This window comes from Serratia sp. NFX21 (assembly GCF_048517035.1).
GTDB classification, from domain to species: Bacteria; Pseudomonadota; Gammaproteobacteria; order Enterobacterales; family Enterobacteriaceae; genus Serratia; species Serratia quinivorans.
The window spans coordinates 506,564-532,528 of sequence record NZ_CP183196.1; the positions used below are offsets into that span (position 1 = coordinate 506,564).

The 25,965-nt window shown below is 57.9% G+C and carries 21 protein-coding genes; 15 read left to right on the top strand and 6 right to left on the bottom strand.

The features are described 5' to 3' along the window. Nucleotides 1-2 precede the first annotated feature (2 nt). The 5 genes from glyS (at nucleotide 3) to ACNT1W_RS02385 (ending at nucleotide 7,450) form a co-directional block, all read left to right on the top strand. Nucleotides 3-2,072, top strand: coding sequence for a glycine--tRNA ligase subunit beta (gene glyS, locus ACNT1W_RS02365; RefSeq protein WP_112363456.1), 2,070 nt, complete (start codon nucleotides 3-5; stop codon nucleotides 2,070-2,072). A gap of 333 nt (nucleotides 2,073-2,405) precedes the next feature. Further along, on the top strand, nucleotides 2,406-3,125 hold the full coding sequence (locus tag ACNT1W_RS02370) for a DUF3053 domain-containing protein (protein WP_012004544.1): 720 nt from the start codon (nucleotides 2,406-2,408) through the stop codon (nucleotides 3,123-3,125). 549 nt (nucleotides 3,126-3,674) lie between these two features. Continuing rightward, nucleotides 3,675-5,594 carry a PTS mannitol transporter subunit IICBA gene (locus ACNT1W_RS02375; protein WP_135344773.1) on the top strand — a complete coding sequence of 640 codons (1,920 nt, stop codon included), beginning with the start codon at nucleotides 3,675-3,677 and terminating at the stop codon, nucleotides 5,592-5,594. Between the two features lie 58 nt (nucleotides 5,595-5,652). Further along, nucleotides 5,653-6,804 carry a mannitol-1-phosphate 5-dehydrogenase gene (locus tag ACNT1W_RS02380; protein WP_112363455.1) on the top strand — a complete coding sequence of 384 codons (1,152 nt, stop codon included), beginning with the start codon at nucleotides 5,653-5,655 and terminating at the stop codon, nucleotides 6,802-6,804. A 94-nt stretch (nucleotides 6,805-6,898) separates the two neighbouring features. Next, nucleotides 6,899-7,450 carry an MltR family transcriptional regulator gene (locus ACNT1W_RS02385; RefSeq protein WP_012004547.1) on the top strand — a complete coding sequence of 184 codons (552 nt, stop codon included), beginning with the start codon at nucleotides 6,899-6,901 and terminating at the stop codon, nucleotides 7,448-7,450. On the opposite strand, the gene ACNT1W_RS02390 is transcribed toward ACNT1W_RS02385, so the two are convergent. Further along, on the bottom strand, nucleotides 7,447-8,055 hold the full coding sequence (locus ACNT1W_RS02390) for a LysE family translocator (protein ID WP_012004548.1): 609 nt from the start codon (nucleotides 8,053-8,055) through the stop codon (nucleotides 7,447-7,449). The two genes, ACNT1W_RS02385 and ACNT1W_RS02390, sit on opposite strands and share 4 nt — an antisense overlap. A gap of 139 nt (nucleotides 8,056-8,194) precedes the next feature. On the opposite strand from ACNT1W_RS02390, the gene ACNT1W_RS02395 reads away from it, so the two are divergent. Beyond that, nucleotides 8,195-9,661, top strand: coding sequence for a PLP-dependent aminotransferase family protein (locus ACNT1W_RS02395; protein ID WP_218217377.1), 1,467 nt, complete (start codon nucleotides 8,195-8,197; stop codon nucleotides 9,659-9,661). Nucleotides 9,662-9,733: 72 nt separating this feature from the next. Then, nucleotides 9,734-10,096, top strand: a complete 363-nt coding sequence (locus ACNT1W_RS02400; protein WP_017891171.1) for a YibL family ribosome-associated protein — start codon at nucleotides 9,734-9,736, stop codon at nucleotides 10,094-10,096. A 34-nt stretch (nucleotides 10,097-10,130) separates the two neighbouring features. Here the strand turns inward: ACNT1W_RS02400 and ACNT1W_RS02405 are convergent, their stop codons facing one another. The 5 genes from ACNT1W_RS02405 to fdhD form a co-directional block, all read right to left on the bottom strand. Then, a complete protein-coding gene (locus ACNT1W_RS02405; RefSeq protein WP_419246357.1) occupies nucleotides 10,131-10,910 on the bottom strand; it encodes a class I SAM-dependent methyltransferase in 780 nt (259 codons plus the stop codon). A gap of 114 nt (nucleotides 10,911-11,024) precedes the next feature. Continuing rightward, nucleotides 11,025-11,696 (bottom strand): 6-hydroxyaminopurine reductase, encoded by a 672-nt coding sequence (yiiM, locus tag ACNT1W_RS02410; protein ID WP_419246358.1) that lies wholly within the window; start codon nucleotides 11,694-11,696, stop codon nucleotides 11,025-11,027. A 93-nt stretch (nucleotides 11,697-11,789) separates the two neighbouring features. Then, a complete protein-coding gene (locus tag ACNT1W_RS02415; RefSeq protein WP_419246359.1) occupies nucleotides 11,790-13,718 on the bottom strand; it encodes a methyl-accepting chemotaxis protein in 1,929 nt (642 codons plus the stop codon). A gap of 127 nt (nucleotides 13,719-13,845) precedes the next feature. Continuing rightward, a complete protein-coding gene (sodA, locus tag ACNT1W_RS02420) occupies nucleotides 13,846-14,466 on the bottom strand; it encodes a superoxide dismutase [Mn] (RefSeq protein WP_012004554.1) in 621 nt (206 codons plus the stop codon). A 127-nt stretch (nucleotides 14,467-14,593) separates the two neighbouring features. Beyond that, complete coding sequence (gene fdhD, locus ACNT1W_RS02425) at nucleotides 14,594-15,403, bottom strand: formate dehydrogenase accessory sulfurtransferase FdhD (RefSeq protein ID WP_419246850.1); 810 nt, start codon at nucleotides 15,401-15,403, stop codon at nucleotides 14,594-14,596. A gap of 171 nt (nucleotides 15,404-15,574) precedes the next feature. Here fdhD and fdnG point away from each other — a divergent pair, with 171 nt between their 5' ends. From fdnG to selB, 8 genes are all read left to right on the top strand, one after another. Next, complete coding sequence (gene fdnG / locus ACNT1W_RS02430) at nucleotides 15,575-18,622, top strand: formate dehydrogenase-N subunit alpha (RefSeq protein WP_419246360.1); 3,048 nt, start codon at nucleotides 15,575-15,577, stop codon at nucleotides 18,620-18,622. A gap of 12 nt (nucleotides 18,623-18,634) precedes the next feature. Next, a complete protein-coding gene (fdxH, locus tag ACNT1W_RS02435) occupies nucleotides 18,635-19,534 on the top strand; it encodes a formate dehydrogenase subunit beta (protein WP_012004558.1) in 900 nt (299 codons plus the stop codon). Further along, on the top strand, nucleotides 19,531-20,166 hold the full coding sequence (gene fdoI / locus ACNT1W_RS02440; protein WP_012004559.1) for a formate dehydrogenase cytochrome b556 subunit: 636 nt from the start codon (nucleotides 19,531-19,533) through the stop codon (nucleotides 20,164-20,166). Before fdxH ends, fdoI begins: the two co-directional genes overlap by 4 nt. Next, entirely contained in the window at nucleotides 20,166-21,095 is a 930-nt protein-coding gene (gene fdhE / locus ACNT1W_RS02445) for a formate dehydrogenase accessory protein FdhE (protein ID WP_261132770.1), read from the top strand. Before fdoI ends, fdhE begins: the two co-directional genes overlap by 1 nt. Nucleotides 21,096-21,233: 138 nt before the next feature. Further along, nucleotides 21,234-21,881, top strand: a complete 648-nt coding sequence (locus ACNT1W_RS02450) for a DcrB-related protein (RefSeq protein ID WP_012004561.1) — start codon at nucleotides 21,234-21,236, stop codon at nucleotides 21,879-21,881. A 34-nt stretch (nucleotides 21,882-21,915) separates the two neighbouring features. Next, on the top strand, nucleotides 21,916-22,521 hold the full coding sequence (locus ACNT1W_RS02455; RefSeq protein WP_012004562.1) for a glutathione S-transferase: 606 nt from the start codon (nucleotides 21,916-21,918) through the stop codon (nucleotides 22,519-22,521). Between the two features lie 66 nt (nucleotides 22,522-22,587). Further along, a complete protein-coding gene (gene selA / locus ACNT1W_RS02460; protein ID WP_419246361.1) occupies nucleotides 22,588-23,979 on the top strand; it encodes an L-seryl-tRNA(Sec) selenium transferase in 1,392 nt (463 codons plus the stop codon). Beyond that, a complete protein-coding gene (gene selB, locus ACNT1W_RS02465; RefSeq protein ID WP_419246362.1) occupies nucleotides 23,976-25,823 on the top strand; it encodes a selenocysteine-specific translation elongation factor in 1,848 nt (615 codons plus the stop codon). The genes selA and selB overlap by 4 nt, the downstream gene beginning before the upstream one ends. The last annotated feature ends 142 nt before the right edge of the window (nucleotides 25,824-25,965 follow it).

Genomic DNA, 25,965 nt, shown 5'->3' on the forward strand with positions numbered 1-25,965 from the left:
CCATGACTCAACAGACTTTCCTGGTGGAAATCGGCACGGAAGAGCTGCCGCCGAAGGCTCTTCGTTCACTGGCAGAAGCTTTTGCCGCGAATTTTACCGCCGAGCTCGATAGCGCCAACCTCGAACACGGCGAAGTGAGCTGGTTTGCCGCTCCGCGCCGCCTGGCGCTGAAAGTGGCCAATTTGAGCGCTGCACAGGCCGATCGCGAAGTCGAAAAACGCGGTCCGGCCATTGCCCAGGCGTTTGACGCCGAAGGCAAGCCAAGCAAGGCGGCCGAAGGTTGGGCACGCGGTTGCGGTATTACCGTCGATCAGGCCGAACGCCTGGCGACCGACAAAGGTGAATGGCTGCTGTATCGCGCCCATGTTAAAGGCCAATCCGCGCAAGCGCTGCTGGCGGGCATGGTCAGCAATTCTCTGGCCAAGCTGCCGATCCCGAAACTGATGCGCTGGGGCGATTCCGACGTGCAGTTTGTGCGTCCGGTGCACACCGTGACGATGCTGTTGGGTGCGGAACTGATCCCGGGCACCGTGCTGGGCATCGATTCTGCCCGTACGGTTCGCGGCCACCGTTTCATGGGTGAAGCGGAATTCACTATCGACAATGCCGACCAATATCCGCAGATCCTGCTGGAGCGCGGTAAGGTGATCGCCGATTACGAAACCCGTAAGGCAATGATCAAGCGTGACGCCGAGCTGGCTGCTTCGACCATTGGCGGCAAGGCCGATCTGAGCGAAAGCCTGCTGGAAGAAGTGGCCTCGCTGGTGGAATGGCCGGTGGTGTTGACCGCCAAATTCGAAGAGAAATTCCTGGCGGTGCCGGCGGAAGCGCTGGTGTACACCATGAAAGGCGACCAGAAGTATTTCCCGGTGTATGACGCCGCGGGCAAACTGTTGCCGAACTTTATCTTCGTGGCCAATATCGAATCCAAAGATCCGCAGCAAATTATTTCCGGTAACGAGAAGGTAGTGCGTCCGCGTCTGGCCGATGCCGAGTTCTTCTTCAACACCGACCGCAAAAAACGTCTGGAAGACAACCTGCCGCGTCTGGAAACCGTGCTGTTCCAACAGCAACTGGGCACCCTGCGCGACAAGACCGACCGTATTCAGGCGCTGGCGGGCTGGGTTGCCGGTCAGATTGGTGCTGACGTTAACCACGCTACCCGTGCGGGCCTGCTGTCGAAGTGCGATCTGATGACCAACATGGTCTTCGAATTCACCGACACCCAGGGCGTGATGGGCATGCACTACGCGCGTCATGACGGCGAAGCTGAAGACGTGGCGGTTGCGCTGAACGAACAGTACCAGCCGCGCTTTGCCGGTGATGCACTGCCGGAGTCGCTGGTGGCCTGTTCGCTGGCGATCGCCGACAAGATGGACACCCTGGCCGGTATTTTCGGCATCGGGCAACATCCGAAAGGCGATAAAGACCCGTTTGCACTACGCCGTGCTGCGCTGGGCGTGCTGCGTATTATCGTTGAGAAAAACCTGACGCTGGATCTGCAGACCCTGACCGAAGAGGCCGTGCGCCTGTACGGCAGCAAGCTGACCAATGCCAAGGTGGTCGATGAGGTCGTCGAGTTTATGCTGGGCCGTTTCCGTGCCTGGTATCAGGAAGAAGGCCACGCGGTCGACACCATTCAGGCGGTGTTGGCACGTCGTCCGACCAAACCGGCGGACTTCGATGCGCGCGTCAAAGCGGTGACCCACTTCCGTACCCTGGAAGCGGCAGCTGCGCTGGCTGCGGCCAACAAACGCGTTTCCAATATCCTGGCCAAATCTACCGATACGCTCAATGACCGCGTTCATGCCTCGGTATTGAAAGAAGCGGCTGAGATCCAACTGGCGACCCATCTGGTGGTACTTCGCGATAAGCTGGAGCCGTATTTTGCGGCAGGCAACTATCAGGATGCGCTGGTGGAGCTGGCAGACCTGCGTGAGCCGGTCGATGCGTTCTTCGACAACGTGATGGTGATGGCAGAAGACGAAGCGGTACGTGTGAACCGTCTGACGCTGCTGAGCAAGCTGCGTGAGCTGTTCCTGCAGGTCGCGGATATCTCCGTGCTGCAATAAGCGGTTCTGCTGTGAAAAGGCGCCTCAGGGCGCCTTTTTTATTGCTGACGGCGCAGTGGGCGGTTTTGTGTCAAACCTGTTTCTTTTAACGCTGCCAATAGCTCACCGACTTGGGGGGTGACTTGGGGGGTAGGGCTTGATTTCAGCGCTCTCAAATCATGTTCGACCTGGTTTCAGGTATCGCTATTACTTCCCTTTCACCGAAGAATAAGCCCCGAAAGGTGAATCGCGTATCGGATCGCACTCAGTTGATCTATTCTTATAGGCGCAGGGAGTGCAGCAAAAGGGACGGAGTCCGATGAAAAAGCAGGTTTATAACAGGAGTTATGTCACATGGCGGTAGGGATCCAGAGCAGGAATTTCGCGCGTTGGTTGGCCCCGGTATTGGCATTGTTGGTGGTCATGCAACTGACTGCTTGCGGCGATAAAGAGCCGGAACAACGCAAGGCGTTTATTGATTACATACAGAATACGGTGATGCGCAGCGGCGCGAAAATCCCGACGCTGAGCGAAGATCAGAAACAGAAGTTCGGCAACTATGCCGGTGATTACGCTATTTTGGTCGGCTTTTCACAGCAGTTGTCCAAGTCACTGGACGCCAGCCTGACGCCGGCGTTGGATCAAATCAACCAGATCCGCACCGCACAGGACTACATGAGCAAGCGCGATTCGTTGCAACAGTCCGTTGGGGCGCTGAACCTGCTGGGGCAGCAGATCCAGTCAGCCAAGTCACAGGCGGATACCGCCCGGGCAACGTTGAAGCAACCTGACGATCTGAAAGCCGTGTATAACCAGGCCTACGACAAGATTGTCACCGGGCCGGCCAATGCGCTGATGCCGGTTATTCCTGCTACCGCCAGTTTCGTTCAGGATCTGGTGCAGGTTGGGGATTTCCTGCGTACACAGGGTAATCAGGTGAGCTTTAACAATAACGGCGTGCAATTCCGTACTTCCCAGCAGGCAACGCAGTACAACACCATGATGTCGAATCTGGTCGCCAAGCAGCAGGATTTACTGAACGCACAGAAAACCGTCTCAAGCGTCACTCAGTAATAGTGTAAAAGCAGAAGCCGGCATACCCGGCTTCTGCCATTTCCCTTTCGCTGTTCCCTCCCTGTCTTTCCAATCACTTGCTCACTTCTTGCGCGTCGCTTCTGTACTACACTTCAATTAATCACCTTTTTCAGACATGTAGTTTTCTTTCATTCATCGCACTGTTATTTCCCGACGGGATGAATGCTCACAGGGAAGAACACCCCCAGGCCAGGATCCGGTAGCCATCAGCAAATAAATTGTGATTGATGTCACAATTTAAAAACAAACACGCAATATGAAAATGTGATCAACGTCGCATTATGTCGGGATTTTAGGGCGAATTTGGCGCGTTGTATTTTTTCTACACCGATTAAATGTGATGTATATCACTATAAATGCCTATTGGATGGGGTGTTGTTGGTGATCTGCATCACAAAAAATCAGTGAAGTTCGCACGGTAAAAACAGCGTGATAGAGTCCATTTCGCATACAGCCACAACACAGCTGGATCGTAACAACAATAATCACGCGCTCTATTGTCAGCGCGTAACAATAGGGGTGTGTTTTATGTTTTCACCAGACATCAAAGTCAAAGTTCAGAACTTTGGCCGCTTCTTAAGCAACATGGTGATGCCCAACATTGGCGCATTTATCGCCTGGGGTATCATCACCGCGTTATTCATTCCTACCGGTTGGCTGCCGAACGAAACCTTAGCCAAGTTGGTTGGCCCGATGATCACTTACCTGCTGCCGCTGCTGATCGGTTTCACCGGTGGCCGCCTGGTGGGGGGCGATCGCGGCGGCGTGGTCGGTGCCATCACTACCATGGGCGTGATTGTCGGTGCAGACATGCCGATGTTCCTCGGTGCGATGATTGCCGGCCCGCTGGGCGGCTGGGCGATCAAGCATTTTGACCGCTGGGTAGACGGCAAAATCAAAAGCGGTTTTGAGATGTTGGTGAACAACTTCTCCGCCGGCATTATCGGTATGCTGCTGGCTATCCTGTCGTTTATGGCGATTGGTCCGCTGGTCGAAGGCTTGTCGCATATCCTGGCTACCGGCGTGAACATCATGGTGACCAACAACCTGTTGCCGCTGGCGTCAATCTTCGTGGAACCGGCGAAAATCCTGTTCCTCAACAACGCGATTAACCACGGTATCTTCTCACCGCTGGGTATCCAGCAGGCGACCGAAACCGGCAAATCCATCTTCTTCCTGATCGAAGCCAACCCAGGCCCGGGTTTGGGCGTGCTGATGGCCTACATGTTCTTTGGCCGCGGCAGTGCCAAGCAGTCTGCCGGTGGTGCTGCGATCATTCACTTCTTCGGTGGTATCCACGAAATCTACTTCCCGTACGTGCTGATGAACCCGCGTCTGCTGTTGGCGGTGATCCTGGGTGGCATGACCGGCGTATTCACCCTGACCATGTTGCACGGCGGTCTGGTTTCTCCGGCTTCACCGGGTTCGATTCTGGCGGTGCTGGCGATGACGCCGAAGGGCGCTTATTTCGCTAACCTGGCGGCTATCGGTGCGGCCTTTGTGGTGTCGTTTGTGGTCGCGGGCTTCCTGCTGAAAACCTCAAAAGTGAAAGAAGAGGACGATCTGGAAGAGGCGACTCGCCGTATGCAAGAAATGAAGTCGCAGTCTAAAGGCGGCGCGGCGGCTCATGCAGCGGTCGATGGCGATCTGACCACGGTACGTAAAATCATCGTTGCCTGCGATGCCGGTATGGGCTCCAGCGCGATGGGGGCCGGGGTGCTGCGCAAAAAAGTGGCGGATGCCGGGCTGAAAAATATCTCGGTGACCAACAGCGCCATCAATAGCCTGCCGGACGATGTGGATCTGGTGATCACTCACCGCGACCTGACCGAGCGAGCGATGCGGCATGCGCCTCAGGCCCAGCATATCTCGCTGACCAACTTCCTCGACAGCAAGCTGTACAGCGATCTGACCGAGCGTCTGGTGGCGGCCAACAAAACCACAGATAACCAACAGAAAGTCATCAGCACGCTGGACGACAGCTTTGAAGCGAGCGAGCAAAATCTGTTCCGCCTCAGCGAAAGCAACGTGTTCCTTAACCTGCAGGCCAGCGACAAGGAACAGGCGATCCGCTTTGCCGGTGAGCAACTGGTCAAGGGCGGCTACGTCGAGCCGGAATACGTTCCTGCGATGCTGGAGCGCGAAAAACTGACTTCCACCTATCTGGGCGAGTCGATCGCCGTGCCGCACGGCACCATCGAAGCGAAAGACCGGGTACTGCGCACCGGCGTGGTGTTCTGCCAATACCCGCAGGGCGTGCGTTTCGGTGATGAAGAGGACGAGGTGGCGCGGCTGGTCATCGGTATTGCCGCCCGCAATAACGAACATATCCAGGTGATCACCAGCCTGACCAATGCGTTGGATGACGACGGCGTCATCGAGCGGCTGGCGAATACCAGCAGCGTGCAGGAAGTGCTGGATCTGCTGGGCGGCAAAAAACGCGGATAACAGAATCATTTTAAGGGGTGCAGCTTGCTGCACCCTTCGACATTAGAAAGGTAGGAATATGAAAGCATTACATTTCGGTGCGGGAAATATTGGACGTGGTTTTATCGGCAAACTGCTGGCGGACGCGCAGGCCGAACTGACCTTTGCCGACGTCAACCAGACGGTGCTGGACCTGCTGAACAGCCGCAAAAGTTATCAGGTGCACGTGGTCGGCGAACAGGCCAGGGTCGAACAGGTCAACAACGTCAGCGCAGTGAACAGCGGCAGTGAAGAGGCGGTTGCGCTGATCGCCGAAGCGGATATCGTGACCACCGCCGTGGGTCCGCAGATCCTGGCTAAAATTGCCGGGACTATCGCCAAAGGGCTGAGCAAGCGTCACCAGCAGGGCAACAGCCAACCGCTGAACATCATCGCCTGTGAGAACATGGTGCGGGGCACCAGCCAGTTAAAACAGCACGTATTTGATGTCCTGCCGCAGGAAGATCAGGCATGGGCCCTACAGCATGTGGGTTTCGTTGATTCGGCGGTTGACCGCATTGTACCGCCAGCGGAAGCGGGCAGCAGCGATCCGCTGGAAGTGACGGTAGAAACCTTCAGCGAGTGGATTGTCGATCAAACCCAGTTCAAGGGCCAGCCACCGGCGATTGCCGGTATGGAACTGACCGATAACCTGATGGCGTTTGTTGAGCGCAAGTTGTTCACGCTCAATACCGGCCATGCGATTACCGCCTATCTTGGGCAACAGGCCGGCCTGCAGACCATTCGCGATGCCATTCTTGACCCGAAAATCCGCCAGGTGGTGAAAGGCGCGATGGAAGAGAGCGGAGCGGTGCTGATCAAACGCTACGGTTTTGACGCCGCCAAGCACGCCGCTTACATCGACAAAATCCTCAGCCGCTTTGAAAACCCCTATCTGCAAGACGACGTGGAGCGCGTGGGCCGTCAGCCGCTGCGCAAGCTGAGCGCCGGCGATCGCCTGATCAAGCCGCTGCTCGGCACGCTGGAGTACGGTCTGCCGCACGCCAACCTGATCCAGGGTATTGCCGCCGCCATGAGCTACCGCAGCGAGCAGGATCCGCAGGCCAAAGAGCTGGTGGAACTGCTGGCCAAACTGGGGCCAAAAGCGGCGCTGGCGCAAATTTCCGGCCTGCCGGCGGAAAGTGAGGTTGTAGAACAGGCGGTTGCTGTGTATAACGCCATGCAAAAGTAGATTCAATATGATGAATCTTCGGGCGCAGCAAGTTGCGCCCCTACACCCCGACTTCGGCATTGACGGCGCCACCCAGGCCATTCGAAAAGCGACGATGGAAGAAGCACAGGCATTTGAAAATAAGGTTCTGGAACGGCTGAACGCAGGCAAGACGGTGCGCAGTTTCCTGATCGCGGCGGTAGAGCTGCTGGCGGAGGCGCTGAACGTGTTAGTGGTGCAGGTGTTCCGCAAAGATGACTATGCGGTGAAGTATGCCGTCGAACCGCTATTGTCCGGCGCCGGTCCATTGGGTGAGCTGTCGGTACGCCTGAAGCTGATGTATGGGCTGGGGGTGATTTCACGTCACGAATATGAAGACGCCGAACTGCTGATGGCGATGCGCGAAGAACTGAACCACGACGGGGCGGAATACCGTTTTGTCGATGATGAAATCCTCGGGCCGTTCGGCGAACTGCATTGCGTGGCTGCGCTGCCGCCGGTACCGACCTTCCTGCAGCCCGGCGAAGCGGAAGAATCGCTGATCGCCATGCAGCGTCAGCGATACCAGCAGGTGTTACGTTCCACAATGGTACTGTCGGTCACCGATCTGATCGCCGGTATCGGTGCCAAACAACCGTCCCGGCTTTCCCCGCTCGGCCGCAATTAAGCAAAGGCCGCGCGCCACTCGTCAAATAACAGCCACAGTGCCGTGGCTGCCATCAAGCCCGCCATGACGCCGTTAAACAACCGCAGTTTCCAGGTCACGCGCAGCGCATCACGCAGCCGATCGCCCAATATCGCCCACACCAGGACGCAAGGAATGTTCAGGGCGGTGAAACCGGCAATGATCATCAGCGTATGGCCAAGGCTGGCACCTTCTCGCGGGGTGAACAGAATGGCGACGTTAATCGCCATCAGCCAGGCTTTGGGATTCACCGCCTGAAACAGCGCGCCGCTGATTAAGCGCATCGGCTGTGCCTGCTGCTTGCCGTCGGGCGAGGCTGCCCTGAATAATTTCCATGATAGCCACAGCAGGTAGGTGCAACCGATCACCGCTAACGGAAAGCGGATCATGGCGGCCGAACTCAGGATCAGCGCCAGCAGGGTGGTGGTCAGGGCCAGTTGCACCGCACAGCCGACGCTAATGCCAAACACCATCGGCAGGGTGCGACGCAGCCCAAAATTGACCCCGGACGAGGCCAGCAGCAGATTGTTGGGGCCAGGGGTGATCGACATGACTGTGACATAACTGATAAAGGCGGAGTCCAGCATAACGGGTTCCTTTTAAGGCTAAGAAGCAAGGGAACCAGCATAAAACCTACGGGCAGATGGTGACAGAACCAAAAACCCGCTATTGTCATGGATACAGTTGTAGCAAATTCAAACTGTACCCATTACCTGGAGACAAACTGTGACCTTGCTCGATGAAATGCCGGAAACGCGCTACCAGCAGCTGGCGGATACGCTGGCAGAAGCCATACGCCGCGGCACGCTGCTACCCGGCAGCCGTTTACCTTCGGTGCGCCGCTGTGCGCAGAGCCACAGCGTCAGTATCAATACCGTGGTGGCGGCTTACCGCACGCTGGAAGATCGCGGGCTGATAGAGGCACGGCCACAGTCCGGTTTTTATGTGTGTAACACCTTACCAGCGTTGAAGGCCGCTTCACCGACCAGCAGCCGGATAGAGCCACCGGCGGATGACGTACTGGCGTTGATCGACACGGTGTTTGCCGCCCAGCAAAACTCGGCGTTCACCAATCTTTCGCTGGCCTGCCCGCAGACTTCTGATTTTTATCCCGGCGGCAAGTTGGGGCGGATGCTGTCGTCGCAGTTACGCCGTCAGCCGAATTTGATCGGCCAATATGCACTACCGCCGGGTAGCCTGAGGCTACGACAGCAAATCACTCGTCGTTCGATGGCGCTGGGCATGCTGCTGGAGCCCGGCGATATCACGCTGACTCATGGCTGCATGGAGGCGCTGCAACTGGCGCTGCGGGTGACCACCAAACCGGGTGATTGTATCGGCCTGGAATCACCGACCTATTTTTATCTGCTGCCGCTGCTGGCCAGCCTGGGGTTGAAAGCGCTGGAAATTCCTACCGATCCGCAGCACGGGCTGTCGCTGGATGCGCTGGAACTGTTGCTCAATGAGAAGCGGCTGAATGCGGTGATTGCCATGCCGACGGTGCAAAACCCGCTGGGCTGCACCATGCCGCTGGCGGCGAAAAAACGGTTGGCGCGGCTGATGAACGATCACCAGGTGCCCTTGATTGAAGATGGGTTGTACGCCGAGCTGCAATTCGGCAATGCGCTGTCCCCGGCGGTAAAATCTTTCGATCGCGACGGTTGGGTGCTGTTCTGCTCCAGCTTTACCAAGACCTTGGCACCGGATTTCCGCATCGGTTGGATCAGTGGTGGCCGCTTTAACGAGGCATTGCGCAAGCTGAAGGCGGTGTCGTCGATGTCCGAGTCGCAGCTGCTGTCGGAAACCCTGGCGATGTTTCTGGAAACCGGCGGCTACGATCACCATCTGCGCAACCTGCGAAAACGCTACGCCGCTCAGGTGGATGAGGCGCGGGCGCTGATTGCGCGTCACTTCCCACGTGGTACCCGGGCGACACAACCCGCGGGCGGTTTTGTATTCTGGGTGGAGTTCCCGGTCGGGGTCGACAGCGTAGCGCTATTCCATCAGATGCTGGAGGAACAGATTTGCCTGACGCCCGGCACGCTGTATTCCCCCAGTGGCCGCTATCGTAACGCGTTGCGGCTTTCCTGCTGCTACCCGTTTAATGCCCGTTACAGCCAGGCACTGGCGCGTGTCGGTGCCAAAGCCTGCGAGATGAGCGGCTTGCCGCCGGGCATTGCGCAAGACGAGTAACCACGCGCGCATTTTGCTACAATGTGGACATCATTGATTAGCGTGCCGTATCGGCACAACAGGCCAGAAACCATGAAAGAAATAGAAAAGGCAGAGATTAAGCGCCTTAGCGACCTGCTGGACGCACTCAAGCACAAAGACACCCTGATTATCCAACAGGGGAATCTTGACCTGATTGCTCAGCACACCAAAGAAAAAGAGAAGATGGCTGCGGAGATCGAGCGCCTGAAAGGCGTGCGCGTTGAGAAGCTGAGCGCTGAAGCGCAAAAGCTGAGCCAACTGCCGTTCAATCGTGAAATCACCAAGAAAGAGCAGGCGGATATGGGCACGTTGAAGAAAAACGTGCGCGGCCTGATCGTAGTGCATCCGATGACCGCACTGGGCCGTGAAATGGGCCTGAAAGTGGTCACCGGCTACGCCAGAAAAGCATTCTGATTGCCGGGGCGCCGTTGATTGTGGCGCCCGGTTTTCAAAGCTTGGTGGTGAAATACGCCTTGGTCTGATAGGGCACGGTCACAGTGTCTTTGCCCTGCAATTCCCCTTCCTCTGCCACCAACTGCCGAATCTGTTCGATCACCTGTTCCTGCTGCTCGAGCGGCAAGGCGGCGATAAAACTGGTGGAGCGCATCCGGTTATAAATCACATCTTCTACTGCGCCCTGGTGGCCGAGCATAAACACCTGTTCCTGCAGCGGTTCTAATCCTTTGGACGGGAAAAGTTTACGCCATTCACCGGTGTAGAAACGCGGCGCGTCGCCTTCGTGACGGTCGACAATCTGATTGAGCTTACGCACCCAGCTCACGCGCGCATCGCGCATGTTCCACACCAGGCCAAGCTTGCCGCCGGGCTTGAGGATACGTTGGATTTCGGCCAAAGCACGCGGCGTGGCAAACCAGTGGAAGGACTGCGCGCAAACCACGGCGTCGACCGACTCATCCGGCAATGGGATTGACTCCGCGGTGCCCGCCAATGTTTTCACCTGCGGCAGCGCCGCCGAGAGCTTTTCCAGCATTTGGGCCACGGGTTCGACGGCGATCACCTGCGCACCGGTTTCCAGCAGGCGCGGAGTGAACTTGCCGGTTCCGGCACCGAGATCGATCACCGTCATACCGGCGTGCAGGCCGATGGTGTCGCGTAGCCAGGTAGTTATCTCCGGCGGATAGTCCGGACGTCCTTTAACGTAACGATCGGCGTTGGCCTGGTAGCCTTCGGCTGCGGCATGGTGAATCGAATGAGACGGGGTGTTCATAACTTTGCTCCTGCCTGAATGAGGTTGCCGGAACGACCGACGCTGAACAGTATAGGCCGGTGAAAATGTTTAGCGCTGTAGGCAGCGCCAGGTTTTATTTTCAACCGGTCTATTTTAGCGTCCCAGCAGGCGGCGATTAAAGTCTTCGAGGCGGCCTTCGCTGATCCGCGTCAGCATGGTTTTACTCCAGCTGGCGGACAGCCCGGCCACCGCCAACAGGCGGCGATACTGCTCTTCATCAAACGGCATATGCCAGGCGATGCCGATGGCTTCGGCGACCGAGACGTCGCTGTTGCGCGTTGCCAGCTCCAGCGGACGATCGCCGCTGACCTTACCGGCGGATACCACGCGGTACAGCCAACCGCAGCGGCCGCTTTGCTGCATCAGCACCGAAATGTCGTCGATATCGAAATGGTAATTGAGCTTGAAGCAGGGAGAGCGCGGCTGGGTGACCTGGATCAGCGCTTCGCCCCAGCGGAAGATATCGCCCATAAACACGTTATGTTCGGTCAGCCCGAGGGTAGAAATATTTTCACCGAAGGCCGGTGCGCAGAACTGTTCCGCCTGCGCCGGGAACTGTTCGCGCCAGTGCTCGTAATGTTCACGGGGGTAGTGACACAGCGCGCGATCCGGCCCACCGTGATAACTTTTCTCCGCTTGTTCGTCGCCTTCCAGGCCGAGCGGGGTCAGTTTGACGATCCCATCCACCAGGCGCTTGGCGATGCCGCTGGGCCGTCCGCCTTCGTAGGGTTGGATAGTGCCGATGTAAACCTCTGGGTGATGCATATGCGCCTCCTTGTCTCGCGCCGAAGGCCCAGCATAGCCCGAGTTGGCAGCGGGGAACAATAACCCGCCCGAGAGGTTTCGGGCGGGAGAGGGTCAGAAGGTGGTCCAGTTGTCTTGCCCGGCGGTTTGGGTGGCCGGTTGTTTGCCGATCGGGGCTTTGGCCGCGACGGTTTTCGCGGCGGCAGGCACAGAATGCTCCGCCAGGCGGAATACCGAAACGCTCTGCAGCAGCATTTCTGCCTGTTCTTCCAGCGAGTCGGCGGCGGCGGCGGATTCTTCCACCAGTGCGGCGTTCTGCTGGGTGGTGTGGTCCATTTCGACAATCGCCTGGCCGATCTGGGCGATACCCCGAGTCTGTTCGTCGGAGGCCGCGGCGATTTCCGCCATGATGTCACGCACGTGGGTGACCGACAGGACGATCTGCTCCATGGTATTGCCGGTGTTTTCCACCAGCGTGGTGCCGGTTTGTACCCGGTTGACCGACTCGGCAATCAGTCCTTCGATCTCTTTTGCTGCCTGGGCACTGCGCTGTGCCAGATTGCGTACCTCGCTGGCGACCACCGAGAAGCCACGGCCCTGTTCGCCGGCACGCGCAGCTTCCACTGCCGCATTCAGCGCCAGAATGTTGGTCTGGAAGGCAATGCCGTTGATCAGGGTGGTAATTTCGGCGATCCGCTGCGAACTGCTGGAAATATCGCGCATGGTGCTGACCACGCTTTCCACCAGTTTGCCGCCCTGCTGGGCCGTCTGCGAGGCATCGGTAGCCAACTGATTGGCATGATGGGCGTTTTCGGCGTTTTGCTTCACCGTGGCGGTCAGTTGTTCCATGCTGGCGGCGGTTTCTTCCACTGCGGCCGCCTGCTGTTCGGTGCGTGAGGACAAATCGGTGTTACCGGCGGCAATCTCGGCGGCGGCGGTGGACACCTGGCTGACGCCCATCTGGATTTTTTCAATCATATCGCGCAGGTTCTGGCTCATGGCCGCCACGGCGTTCAATAACTGGCCCAGTTCGTCGCGGCGGGTACTGGTCTGCGCCTGACGCAGATCGCCACTGGCGATGCGTTCCGCCAGCGCCAGCGTGCTTTGCAGCGGTCGGGTTATTTGCAGCGTGATGCGCCAGGCAACCAGTAATCCGGCGATAATGGCGATCAGCGTGGTGATACCCATCTGCAACTGCGCCGAATTGATGTCGTTATGGGTTTGCGTCAGTTCGTCCTGCATAAAGGCATTAACCAGCGTGCCGACTTCTTGCGCGCTGTTGCCCAGCAACTGACTGACCGCTTGTTCCTGCTGATAAGCCGGCAGGTAGGCTTCGATACGGTTTTTGTAGTCGTCGAGCGCGCTCAGCAGGGGTTGCAGCAGGGGGCGTTGAGCATCGCTGAGTCGCCGACTGAGCGCATTGGCCGCGCTGCGGGCATCGTCAATGGCCGCCACCAGCGGGGCTTCGGATTCCGCGCTCAGGCTCAGCAACAGGCCGCGAGCACCGTAGCGCACCAGGGTCAGCTTTTGGTTCAACTGGATAAAGGCCAGTTGCAGGTCAGCATTGGTGATTTGCCGCTCCACCTGGTTCAGGCTGTCCTGCACTTCCGACATGTTCCAGCTTTGGCGTACGGCATCTTTTGCCGCCACTGCCTTTTCGAAGGCGTTTTGCTGTTGCTGGTATTGGCCAATCAGCCCGACCAAACGCTGCAGGTCTTTCCGGCTCTGCGCATCCCAGTTCAGTTCCTGGCCCTGGTTGATCAGCTTGACCGCGTTTTCGATATTGGTGCGGTTATTTTTCAGGTATTCCGGTTTGTAGGTTTGGCCGAATAGCGCACGGTTGTATTTGGCCTGATTGATCTCGTCGTTCAGCCGGTTGCTGAAATCGATGCGGTTGGCGCGGGATTCGATGATATTCAGATACTGGGCGCCGGTACCGGCGATGATCGCCGTCAGCAACAGCATCAGGCCAAATCCGAGGCCGAGCTTTTTACCCACGGTGAGATGAACGAACTTTCCTGCCAAGGTTTTCAATGCCGCCATAATGATTTTCCTTTCCTTCGGGCGAACGTCAATTGAACAAACCATCGGCAAAGAACGGTCAAACTTTAGCGAATTTTGGTCAAAAAAATACCCGCATCAAGCGGGTATCTTCATTTCTGGGGGCGAATTACTTCTTCGCAGCGAAGCGTGCTGCCGCTTCATCCCAGTTAACCACGTTCCAGAATGCCTTGATGTAGTCTGGACGTTTGTTTTGATATTTCAGGTAGTAAGCGTGTTCCCACACGTCCAGGCCCACGATTGGGAAACCTGAAGCGCCAGCAACGGCTTCGCCCATCAGCGGGCTGTCCTGGTTAGCAGTAGACACTACAGCCAGTTTGTCGCCTTTCAGTACCAGCCAGGCCCAACCTGAACCGAAGCGGGTCGCTGCGGCTTTCTCGAACTCTTCCTGGAATTTCTCAACGCTGCCGAAATCACGTTCGATAGCCGCTTTCAGATCGCCACCCAGAGTGGTGCCGATTTTCAGGCCTTTCCAGAACAGGCTGTGGTTGGCGTGGCCGCCGGCGTTGTTACGCATGAAGGTGCGCTTGTCAGCAGGCACTTTATCCAGATCCTGGATCAGGTCTTCAACGCTGTATTGAGCCAGTTCTGGGTAAGCTTCCAGCACGGTGTTGGCGTTGTTAACGTAAGTCTGGTGATGTTTGGTGTGATGGATTTCCATCGTCTGCTTGTCGAAATGCGGTTCCAGTGCGTCGTAGGCGTACGGCAGGGATGGCAGTGAGTAACTCATGATCATCATCTCCAATGGTATAGGGGCGGCGCATTATGTGAGCACCGCGTAAGCAGTCGGATCATTATAGTTATTTAAATGATATTGAAAATGATTATCAATGCCCTACTTATTATGTGGTCTTTGGTTAATCCACAATGCGCTGCGGATGGGTAAACACCGTGGCACGGCCGGGTTTGCTGAAGCCGACCAGCGTCAGGTTGCTGCGCTCGGCGATTTCCACTGCCAGTGAGGTGGCGGCAGATACCACAAACAGGATCTCGACGCCGCACATGGCGGATTTTTGCACCATTTCATAGCTGGCACGGCTGGAAGTTAATACCGCACCCTGCTGCCAGCCCTGTTTGGCGCGTACGCCGAGCAGCTTATCCAGGGCGACATGACGGCCCACATCTTCACACCCGCCGAGTAATTCCCCTTGTGGCGACAACCAGGCGGCGGCATGGGTGCAACCGGTCAGTTGCCCAACTTCCTGCACTTCTCGCAGTTGTTTCAATGCAGAGTCAAGATTGGTGAGGGAAAAGGTCTGGGTAAACGGCAGTGCAGGCAGCGGGCGAAAAATATCTGCCAACTGTTCAATGCCGCACACGCCGCAGCCGGTACGGCCCGCCATGGCACGGCGGCGCTCTTTCAAACCGGCAAAGCGACGGCTGGACAGCTCAATTTGCACCTCCAGTCCGTTACAAGTTTGGTTAATCTCTATACTGTAAATATCGCGCGGTGACTCGATGATGCCTTCAGACAGGGAAAAACCCTGGGCGAACGCCTCCAGATCTTTGGGAGTGCACATCATCACCACGTGAGAAATGCCGTTATAGACCAGTGCGACCGGGACTTCTTCCGCCAGCCAATCCTGCTGTGCGGTGGCGAGTTGCCCGCGTTGATACACCTGGGACCGGGTCACCCCTGTGAGCAAGGTCTCATTGATATCATTGATATGTTGGTCTGGGTTTATATTGTTCACTTAAGTGGCACCTGTTTGTAACAACCACATATACGCTGTGGTAATATTGCCGCGTAAAAACAACAGTAATTTTAGCGCTTCCCGCTTCCAGGGGGAAAGCGCCATTTGAAACAATGTGACAATCGCAAGTGAAAGGAGACCCCCATGCAGGTCAGCAGAAGGCAGTTCTTTAAGATCTGCGCTGGCGGTATGGCAGGGACGACGGTGGCTGCTCTGGGCTTTGCCCCGGAAGTGGCGTTAGCGGAAACCCGGCAGTACAAACTGCTGCGCGCCCGTGAAACCCGTAATACCTGTACGTATTGTTCCGTCGGCTGTGGGCTGTTGATGTACAGCCTTGGTGATGGCGCCAAAAACGCCAAAGAAAGCATTTTCCACATTGAAGGTGACCCGGATCACCCGGTCAACCGCGGCGCGCTTTGCCCGAAAGGCGCAGGTTTGGTCGACTTCATCCACAGTGCCAGCCGTCTTAAGTATCCGGAGTACCGCGCGCCAGGTTCCGACAAGTGGCAGCGCCTGAGCTGGGACGACGCCTTCACCCGCATCGCCAAGCTGATGAAGGAAGACCGTGACGCCAACTTCGTTAAAACCAACGAACAGGGCGTGACCGTCAACCGCTGGTTGAGCACCGGCATGCTGTGTGCCTCCGCTTCCAGTAACGAAACCGGTTATTTAACCCAAAAATTTAGTCGCGCTCTCGGCATGCTTGCCGTAGACAACCAAGCACGTGTCTGACACGGACCAACGGTAGCAAGTCTTGCTCCAACATTTGGTCGCGGTGCGATGACCAACCACTGGGTTGATATCAAGAACGCGAATCTGATTATCGTCATGGGCGGTAATGCGGCGGAAGCGCATCCGGTGGGGTTCCGCTGGGCGATGGAAGCCAAAATACACAATAAAGCCAAGCTGATCGTCATCGATCCGCGCTTTACCCGTACCGCATCGGTGGCGGATTTCTACACGCCGATCCGTTCCGGGACCGACATTGCCTTCCTGTCGGGCGTGTTGCTGTACCTGATGACCAACGACAAGATTAACCGCGAATACGTCCACGCCTATACCAACGCCAGCCTGCTGGTGCGGGAAGACTTTACCTTCGAAGACGGCCTGTTCAGCGGTTATGACGCGGAAAACCGCAAGTACGATAAAACCACCTGGAACTACCAGTTCGATGAAAACGGCTTTGCCAAGCGCGATCTGACGCTGCAGGACCCGCGTTGCGTGTGGAACCTGCTGAAACAGCACGTCAGCCGTTATACGCCGGAAGTGGTGAACAACATTTGCGGTACGCCGACCGAAGACTTCATCAAGGTCTGTGAATACATCGCCGAAACCTGCGTGGCGGATAAAACCGCGTCGTTCCTGTACGCCCTGGGCTGGACTCAGCACTCGGTCGGCTCGCAGAACATCCGCACCATGGCGATGATCCAGCTGTTGCTCGGAAACATGGGCATGGCGGGTGGCGGCGTCAACGCGCTGCGTGGCCACTCCAACATTCAGGGTCTGACCGACCTGGGCCTGCTGTCGCAGAGCCTGCCGGGCTATATGACGCTGCCGTCGGAGAAACAGACCGATATCGACACCTACCTGAAAGCCAATACGCCGAAGGCGTTGCTGCCGGGCCAGGTGAACTACTGGAGCAACTACCCGAAATTCTTCGTCAGCATGATGAAGAGCTTCTATGGCGACAAGGCGCAGAAGGAAAACGGTTGGGGCTTTGACTGGTTGCCGAAGTGGGACAAAGGCTACGACGTGCTGCAGTACTTCGAGCTGATGTCGCAAGGCAAGGTCAACGGTTACTTCTGCCAGGGCTTCAACCCGGTGGCGTCGTTCCCGAACAAGAACAAGGTGGTGGCCTCGCTGTCAAAACTGAAGTTCCTGGTGACCATTGATCCGCTCAATACCGAAACCTCCAACTTCTGGCAGAACCACGGCGAGTTCAACGACGTCGATCCGTCGAAGATTCAGACCGAGGTATTCCGGCTGCCGTCTAGCTGTTTCGCCGAAGAGAACGGTTCGATCGTGAACTCTGGGCGCTGGCTGCAATGGCACTGGAAAGGGGCTGATGCCCCAGGCGAGGCTAAGCACGACGGGGAAATCCTGGCGGGCATCTTCATCCGTCTGCGTGAGATGTATGCGCGTGACGGCGGTGCAGTACCGGAGCAGGTACTGAACATGACCTGGGATTACCTGACACCGGAAGATCCTGCTTCGGAAGAAGTGGCGATGGAAAGCAACGGTAAGGCGCTGGCGGACGTTCTCGACGCCGACGGCAAAGTGCTGGCGAAAAAAGGTGAGCAGCTCAGCACCTTTGCCCACCTGCGTGACGACGGCACGACGGCCAGCGGCTGTTGGATCTTCGCCGGTAGCTGGACACAGGCCGGTAACCAGATGGCGCGGCGCGATAACGCCGATCCGTCCGGCCTCGGCAATACGCTGGGTTGGGCCTGGGCCTGGCCGCTCAACCGCCGCATTCTGTACAACCGTGCTTCCGCTGACCCGCAGGGCAAGCCCTGGGATCCAAAACGTCAGTTGCTGGAATGGGACGGCACCAAGTGGGGCGGGGTGGATATCCCGGACTACAGCGCCGCCGCACCGGGCAGTGACGTGGGGCCATTCATCATGCAGCCGGAAGGCATGGGCCGTCTGTTTGCCACCGATAAAATGGCCGAAGGGCCGTTCCCGGAACACTACGAGCCGTTTGAAACGCCGCTCGGTACCAACCCGCTGCACCCGAACGTGGTTTCCAACCCGGCGGCAAGGGTGTTCAAGGACGATCTGGCGGCGATGGGCACTTCCGACAAGTTCCCGTATGTCGGGACGACTTACCGGTTGACCGAGCATTTCCACTACTGGACCAAGCACGCGATACTCAACGCCATCGCGCAGCCGGAACAGTTTGTGGAGATTGGCGAGAAACTGGCGGCGAAAAAAGGCATTCAGCACGGTGATACGGTGAAGGTCAGCTCCAACCGCGGCTTTATCAAGGCCAAGGCGGTGGTGACCAAACGTATCCGCACCCTGCAGGTGAACGGCCAGGACGTCGACACAATAGGTATCCCGATCCACTGGGGTTACGAAGGGGTGGCGAAGAAAGGCTTTATTGCCAACACGCTGACGCCGTTTGTCGGTGATGCCAATACGCAAACGCCAGAGTTCAAGGCGTTCCTGGTCAACGTGGAAAAGGTGTAACGGAGACGAATTATGGCAATGCAATCTCAGGACATCATTCGTAAATCCGCCACCAATGGTTTCACGCCGGCGCCGCGCGCCCGTGACCACCAGGAGGAAGTGGCCAAACTGATCGATGTCACCACCTGTATCGGCTGCAAGGCCTGTCAGGTGGCCTGTTCCGAATGGAACGACATCCGCGATGAAATCGGCAGCAACGTCGGGGTGTACGATAACCCCGCCGATCTGACCGCCAAGTCGTGGACGGTGATGCGCTTTTCCGAGGTGGAGGAAAACGGCAAGCTGGAGTGGCTGATCCGCAAGGACGGCTGCATGCACTGCGCCGATCCGGGCTGTCTGAAGGCCTGCCCGTCGGAAGGGGCCATCATCCAGTACGCCAACGGCATCGTCGATTTCCAGTCCGAACACTGCATCGGCTGCGGTTACTGCATCGCCGGTTGCCCGTTCGATGTGCCGCGCATGAACAAGGACGACAACCGGGTGTACAAGTGCACCCTGTGCGTCGATCGGGTTGATGTCGGCCAGGAACCGGCCTGTGTGAAGACCTGTCCGACCGGGGCCATCCATTTCGGCACCAAGGACGCCATGAAGGAAATCGCCGCCGAGCGCGTCAGCGAGCTGAACACCCGTGGTTATCAGAACGCCGGTCTGTACGATCCGGCGGGCGTGGGCGGCACCCACGTGATGTATGTGCTGCACCATGCCGACAAGCCGCAGCTGTATCACGGTTTGCCGGATAACCCGACCATCAGCCCGGCAATCACGTTCTGGAAAGGCGTGTGGAAACCCCTGGCGGCCATCGGCTTTGCCGCCACCTTTGCAGCGAGCGTGTTCCACTATGTCGGCGTCGGTCCTAACCGCGTCGAAGAGGAAGACCACGACGAGCTGCACGATGAGGAGACGCGCAAATGAAGAAGGAAAAGCGTATTCAGCGCTACAGCGCGCCGGAGCGGATTAACCACTGGATTGTGGCGTTCTGCTTTGTATTCGCCGCCATCAGCGGGCTGGGGTTCTTTTTCCCCTCCTTCAACTGGTTGATGAACATTCTCGGCACGCCGCAGTTGGCGCGTATTCTGCACCCCTTCGTTGGGGTGATTATGTTTGCGGCCTTCCTGCTGATGTTCCTGCGCTACTGGAAGCATAACCTGATCAACCGCGAAGACATCGTCTGGGCCAAAAACATCCAAAAAATCGTCATGAACGAGGAAGTGGGTGACACCGGGCGTTATAATTTCGGTCAGAAGTGCGTATTCTGGGCGGCAATCATTAGTCTGGTGCTGTTGCTGGCCAGCGGTGTGGTGATCTGGCGGCCGTACTTTGCGCCGTCCTTCCCAATACCGCTGATCCGTATCGCGTTGCTGGTGCATTCGCTGGCGGCGGTGGGGCTTATCATTGTGATTATGGTGCATATTTACGCCGCGTTGTGGGTAAAAGGCACCATTACCGCGATGGTGGAAGGCTGGGTGCCGGCGGCCTGGGCTAAAAAACATCACCCGCGTTGGTACCGAGAGGTCCGCGAGAAACAACAGGAAGACAAACCCTGATGAGCATCCGCATTGTTCCTAAAGAGCAGTTAGGGGCACAGCGTGAGAAGTCCACAACGGCGGAAACCATCCCGCCGTTACTTTTCGCGAATCTGAAAAGCCTTTACAGCCGCCGTGCTGAGCGCCTGCGCAAGCTGGCGACCGACAACCCGCTGGGCGACTACCTGAACTTCGCCGCCCAACTGGCCGAGGCGCAACATCACGCGCTGCACGACAACCCGCTGACGTTGGATCTGACCGAAGCGTTGCAGCAGGGCGCAGCCAGCGGAAAACCACCGCTGGATCTGAGCGTTTTTTCGCGCAGTGAACACTGGCACAAACTGCTTGCTTCGCTGATTGCCGAGTTGCGCCCGCAGGCGCCGGAGCACATTCTGGCGGTGCTGGATAACCTGGAAAAGGCCTCGTCGCACGAACTGGAATTGCTGGCCGACGCCTTGCTTAACCAGGACTTCGGCAAGATTGGCAGCGAGAAAGCGCCGTTTATCTGGGCCGCGCTGTCGCTCTACTGGGCGCAGATGGCCGGTCTTATCCCCGGCAAGGCTCGCGCCGAATATGGTGAACACCGCCAGTTCTGCCCGGTGTGCGGCAGTATTCCGGTTTCCAGCGTAGTGCATATCGGCACCGTCAGCGGCCTGCGTTATTTGCACTGCAACCTGTGCGAAAGCGAATGGCACGTGGTGCGAATCAAATGCAGCAACTGCGAGCAGACTCGTGACCTCAACTACTGGTCGCTGGATAGCGAACTGGCAGCGGTAAAGGCGGAAAGTTGCGGTGACTGCGGCACTTACCTGAAGATTTTGTATCAGGAAAAAGACCCGCAGGTTGAAGCGGTTGCCGACGATCTGGCCACGCTGGTGCTCGACGCCAAAATGGAAGATGAAGGCTTTGCCCGCAGCAGCATCAACCCGTTCCTGTTCCCGGGTTCGTAATATCTGGCGTATGGGCTGAATATATTCGGCCCTTATCATTTATCGGATGATTAATTTCGGACTGGGCTTCTGGCATTCGCCGGGGCGACTTGCTACGTTTACGCAATGACGCGCGAAGCGAAAGGAAAGGGACTGACGATGTTGAAGACCATTGCGAAATTTACGGCGGTTGCCGTATTGGCCATCGGACTGGCGGCCTGTGACAACAAGGACGATACCAAACCGGAAGTGCCAAAACCGGATACCAAACCGGTCGTCACGCAGCCTGCACCGACACCGCCGGTGGTGGAGACAAAACCCGCACCGCCTCCGGGCCTGAAAGTCTCGATGCAAAAGGGCAAGATCACCTTTGAATTGCCATCGGGCTTTAGCGATCAGACCGAGAACAGCGGCATCATCAACGACAGCAAATCCACCATTCAGCGCTTCCTGGACGGCAAATCGCGCCAGAGCACCGTCTCTTCCGAAGTGATCCCGCCTGACGACATGAAGCTCAACAGCAGCGATAAAATGCTCAAAGATCTGACGCAGAGCATGATTACCGAGCTGGCAGACCGTTATCAAAATATCCAGACCACCAAAGAAGAGAACTTCACCGTCGGTAAGCAGAAATTCCGCCGGGTGGACACCGAGCAGAGCATCAACGGGCAGAAGGTGGTGTCTACCATCATGCTGACGGTGCTCAACAAACGAGTGGTGACGCTGCAAATGCTGTCGCCGGCCAAAACGCCGGAGGCGCATCAGGCGCTGGTTCAGCAGATTATCGACACGCTGACGGTGAACTAATAACGCTGAGGTTTGCAAGCCGAGGGGAAGACTGATGAAGCTTATTGGCAGTTACACCAGCCCTTTTGTCCGCAAGATTTCCGTGATGCTGCTGGAAAAGGGCATCGCGTTCGAATTCGTTAACGATCCGCCGTATGAGCCGGGCAGTAGGGTGGTGGAGCTGAATCCGCTCGCCAAGGTTCCGGTGCTGGTGGCTGACGACGGCGGCGTCTTTTACGACTCGCGGGTGATCGCCGAATACCTTGAACTGCTGCCTGCCGCCCCGGCATTTTTACCCGCCGATCGCGCGGCAGCATTGAGCATACGTCAGGTGGAAGCCCTGGCAGATGGCGTGACCGAGGCCGCCGCCACGCTGTATCGCGAGAGCCAGCGGGCATCGGATAAACAGGACGAAAACTGGATCCTGCGCCAGCGCGCCAAGCTGACGCACGGGCTGGACGCGCTGGAAAAGCTGGCGCAGGAAAAAACGTTACTGAACACCGAAGCGCTGACGCTGGCGGATATCGCCACCGGCTGCGCGCTGGGTTATCTCAATTTCCGCCGTATCATGCCCAACTGGTGCGTCGAACGACCGGCGTTGATCAAACTGGCCGAACGGCTGTTTGCCCGCGAAAGCTTTGCCCGCACCTCGCCCCCCTGATGTCTCCCACCCCGCTGCGGCGGGGTTCTGCTTTATGCCGAGACCACACAATAAAACCGAGCGACCATGAGCACTGAATCCCAGCATCTTTACAGCCAGTTACCCGCCATTGACCGCCTGTTGCGCGATCCCGCTATCGAACCGCTGGTGGCGCAATATGGCCAGACGCTGATTAGCGAGCTACTGCGCCAACTGCAATTACAGGCGCGTGAGACCATTAAACAACATCAACGGTTGCCTGACTGGTGTGCTGACTGGCCGCAGGCGCTTGGCGTCAGGCTGGCACAACAGCAGCGCCCGTCGTTGGCACCGGTATTCAATCTAAGCGGTACCGTGTTGCACACCAATCTCGGCCGGGCTCTGCTGGCGCAACCGGCGATAGAGGCGGTGACGCGTTCGATGGGCGCGGCGGTGACGCTGGAATACGATCTCGAGGGCGCCGGGCGTGGGCATCGCGATCGCGCCATCGCGGATTTACTGTGCCAACTGACCGGCGCGGAAGACGCCTGCATCGTCAATAACAATGCGGCCGCGGTATTGCTGATGCTGGCGGCGATCGCCCCCGGCAAGCAAGTGGTGGTGTCGCGCGGTGAGCTGGTGGAAATTGGCGGCGCGTTCCGTATTCCCGACGTGATGCGTCAGGCGGGCTGCCAGTTGGTTGAAGTAGGCACTACCAACCGCACCCATCTGAAAGACTACCGTAACGCGATTAACGATCAGACCGGGTTGTTGATGAAGGTGCATACCAGCAACTACAGCATTCAGGGCTTTACCGCGGCGGTGGACGAAGCCGAGCTGGCGCAGCTGGGTGCCGAACACGGCCTGCCGACCGCCACCGATCTGGGCAGCGGCTCGCTGATTGATATGGCGCAGTACGGCCTGCCGGCCGAACCTATGCCGCAGCGGCTGCTGGCTGCCGGTGTTGATCTGGTGACCTTCTCCGGTGACAAACTGTTGGGCGGCCCACAGGCCGGCATCATCGTCGGTAAAAAGGCGCTGATTGCCAGGTTGCAGCAGCATCCTTTAAAGCGCGCGCTGCGCGTCGGCAAACTGACGCTGGCGGCGCTGGAGGCCACCTTACGTCTCTATCAACAACCCGAACTGCTGGGGCAACAGTTGCCGACGTTGCGGCTGCTGACACGTCCACAACAGGCGATGCAGGCTGCCGCCGAGCGACTGTTACAGGTGCTGACGCCGCAGTTTACCGGGCATTTCCAGTTGCGTGCCGAGCCGTGCTGGTCGCAGATCGGTAGCGGTTCATTGCCGGTGGATCGGCTGCCCAGCTATGCATTGACCTTTACGCCGCAGGACGGCCGTGGCGCAACGCTGGAAGCATTGGCGGAACGCTGGCGCGCTCTGCCGCAGCCGGTGATTGGCCGGATTAACGACGGCAGGCTGTGGCTGGATCTACGCTGTCTGGAGCAGGAAGACGCATTGATTGAGGCGCTGAGCGCATGATTATCGCTACCGCCGGTCATGTCGATCATGGCAAAACCACCCTGCTGCAGGCGATCACCGGGATCAACGCCGATCGCCTGCCGGAGGAGAAACGCCGCGGCATGACCCTGGATCTGGGCTATGCCTACTGGCCGCAGCCCGATGGCCGGGTGCTGGGCTTTATCGACGTGCCCGGTCATGAAAAATTCCTCGCCAATATGCTGGCAGGCGTTGGCGGCATCGACCATGCGCTGCTGGTGGTGGCCTGCGACGACGGCGTGATGGCGCAAACCCGCGAGCACCTGGCGATACTGCGGTTGAGCGGCCGGCCGACGTTGACGGTGGCGCTGACCAAGGCCGATCGGGTGGATGAAGCCCGCATTGAAGAAGTACGACGTCAGCTAAGTGACGAGCTGGCGCGCCAGGGTTGGCATCAGGTGCCCATGTTCGTCACTGCGACGCTACAGGCGCGGGGAATCGACGCGCTGCGCGCGCATCTGCTGGCGTTGCAGCCTGACGAACATGCGTTAACCCGTCGCTTCCGTCTGGCGGTGGATCGCGCGTTCAGCGTTAAAGGCGCAGGTCTGGTGGTGACCGGTACCGCATTGGGTGGGCAAGTCGCCGTGGGTGATCAGCTGTGGTTGACCGGTGCCGATACCCCGGTGCGGGTACGAGGCCTGCACGCGCAGAACCAACCGGTTGAGCAGGCGCAGGCCGGGCAGCGTATCGCACTGAATATCAGTGGTGACGTCAGTAAAGAACAGGTGGCGCGCGGTGACTGGCTGCTGGCGCAAAAGCCGCTGGCCGCTGCCGAGCGCATTTTGGTCGCACTGGATGCTGACCAACTGATAAAACACTGGCAACCGTTGCATCTGCATCATGCCGCCAGCCATATCACCGGGCGAGTTTCGCTGCTCAATGAGGGGCTGGCAGAGCTGATCCTCGATCGTCCACTCTGGTTGGCGGAAAACGATCGGCTGGTGCTACGTGATATTGGCGCTCGCCAAACGCTGGGGGGCGCCAGAGTACTGAGTTTGACCACCCCGAAGCGAGGCAAGCGTCAACCTGAATATCTGGCCTGGCTGGCGGCGCTGGCAAAGGCCGACGATGACCGGCAGGTGCTGGCGTTGCATCTGCCTAATGGCGCACTGGATCTGGCCGCCTTTGCCTGGGCCCGGCAACTGACGGCAGGCGAACTGGCAGCATTGCTGGTGGGCCGTGAGTTGCTGATTGCCGGCGATATGGCGCTGGCGCAAGATAATGTGCAGCAGGGCCAACAGCGTCTGCTACAGGTATTGGCCGACTACCACCAACAGCATAGCGATCAGCTCGGTCTGGGGCGGGCGCGGCTGCGGCGCATGGCACTGCCTCAGCTTGCTGAGCCGCTGGTATTTATGATGATCGATCGGCTGCTGGCCGAGGGATTGATAAACAATACCCGAGGTTGGTTGCACCTGCCGGAACACGGCCTGGCGTTCAGTGCTGAAGAACTGGCCCTGTGGGAAATTATCGAGCCGCGGTTTGGCGATGAAGCCTGGTGGGTTCGCGATTTGGCGACCGAACTGGGCGAAGACGAGGCCCGGATACGGGCGACATTGCGTAAAGCGGCACAGTTGGGGCATGTCACGGCGGTAGTGGTGGATCGTTACTACTTAAGCCAACGCATTGAACAGTTCGCTGCACTGATCCGTGAGCTTGATGTGGAGCAGGGCAGCACCAATGCCGCCGATTTTCGTGACCGGCTCGGCGTGGGTCGCAAGCTGGCGATCCAGGTGCTGGAGTTCTTCGACCGCAGCGGCTTCACCCGCCGCAAGGGCAACCAGCACCTGCTGCGCGACAGTGGGTTGTATACCCGTCATACTTGAAGCTGCCTCTGTGTTGGCTGCGAGCACTCACCCCAGTCACTTACTTGAGTAAGCTCCTGGGGACTCATGCTCTTGCCGCCTTGATGCAACTCCAATTATTTTGGGTATCTTACGTTTTTTGGTTTAGGGACGAGGCGATCAG